This is a genomic window from Fervidicella metallireducens AeB (assembly GCF_000601455.1).
Lineage (GTDB): Bacteria > Bacillota > Clostridia > Clostridiales > Caloramatoraceae > Fervidicella > Fervidicella metallireducens.
This window is the reverse complement of sequence record NZ_AZQP01000135.1, coordinates 1-1,069: the sequence shown is the minus strand read 5'-3', so window position 1 is coordinate 1,069 and position 1,069 is coordinate 1. Positions and strand designations below refer to the sequence as shown.

Sequence of the window (1,069 nt, the reverse complement as noted above, 5' to 3'; positions counted from 1 at the left end):
ACATTCTTAATTCTCTATAAGAATATAAATGTAATTAAATCAGATTATCTCAAGAAATCTCTATCAAATTAGTTTAAACTCTTAAAATCTTTATATGACATTCCAGGTTATGTTGATTGTTATTAATGGATAAATAATATATATCTATATCCTATTATAAAATAATAAGGCCTATAAACCTGCTTCCTCTCCTTATTATAGAAAGGAGTGTTTATTAGCAGTTCATAGACCTTAAATATTTAATACAAGGTGAAAAAATATTAAAATATTGTTACTAGAAACTTTTGTTTCTAAATATATCCACCTAAAAATGTACCAATTTAGCTACCATACTTCCAAGTAATACTCCCAAGATTCCCATTACTCCAGCCAATGTTGGTGGTGCTGGTAGCGGTAACCTTAGTTTTTTAAATATTGCACCTATTATCATGCCTGCAAGCGTACTTAAAAGTAATATTTTCATTTTTTTCCCTCCTAAGCGTGTTTTCTAATTATTAATTCTACTAGTGCTGAACCTAACCAAACACCAAATATACCCATAAATCCATCTAGTGTTGGTGGTGCTGGTATTGGAAGGGACATTTTAGCAAAAATAAACCCTGCAAGCATTCCAGTTAAAAGTGATAGAAATATTTCTTTGATATTCTTCACTCAAATTACTCCTTTCATTTAATCCCTCATCCCACCCTATATGAATTCTTTTTATTACCTTTATATTTTATTAAGCACCTATTTTTTATTCAAGTTAATTTTTATTAAACAAGCTTATTATTTTAATTTTAATCTATTTACAAATATTAAGTAAAACAAAAGGAAAGTCTACATACAGACTTTCCTTTTTATGGTGACCCCTAGGGGAATCGAACCCCTGTTACCACCGTGAAAGGGTGGTGTCTTGACCGCTTGACCAAGGGGCCATATTATCCGGCAACTACCTACTCTCCCATGGGGCTTCCCCCAAAGTACCATCGGCGTACTCGAGCTTAACTGTCCTGTTCGGTATGGGAAGGAGTGTGTCCTCGAGGCTATCGCCACCGAATCCAGATGTCAGATGTGAGATGTGGGACGC

General features: G+C 33.9%; 2 protein-coding genes, 1 tRNA gene and 1 rRNA gene. All 4 read right to left on the bottom strand.

Going from position 1 to position 1,069, the window contains the following annotated elements:
• Positions 1 to 304: 304 nt before the first annotated feature.
• Entirely contained in the window at positions 305 to 463 is a 159-nt protein-coding gene (locus Q428_RS14100) for a XapX domain-containing protein (RefSeq protein WP_035382063.1), read from the bottom strand.
• An 11-nt stretch (positions 464 to 474) separates the two neighbouring features.
• On the bottom strand, positions 475 to 651 hold the full coding sequence (locus tag Q428_RS15075; protein WP_341349058.1) for a XapX domain-containing protein: 177 nt from the start codon (positions 649 to 651) through the stop codon (positions 475 to 477).
• Between the two features lie 191 nt (positions 652 to 842).
• Positions 843 to 917: transfer RNA gene (locus tag Q428_RS14095), tRNA-Glu, on the bottom strand.
• Between the two features lie 5 nt (positions 918 to 922).
• A 5S ribosomal RNA gene (gene rrf / locus Q428_RS14090) occupies positions 923 to 1,039 on the bottom strand.
• Between the last annotated feature and the right edge of the window lie 30 nt (positions 1,040 to 1,069).

What these genes read in the sequence shown, in the direction of transcription:
- Q428_RS14100 (WP_035382063.1), bottom strand. Translation starts at nt 463, where the DNA reads ATGAAAATATTACTTTTAAGTACGCTTGCAGGCATGATAATAGGTGCA.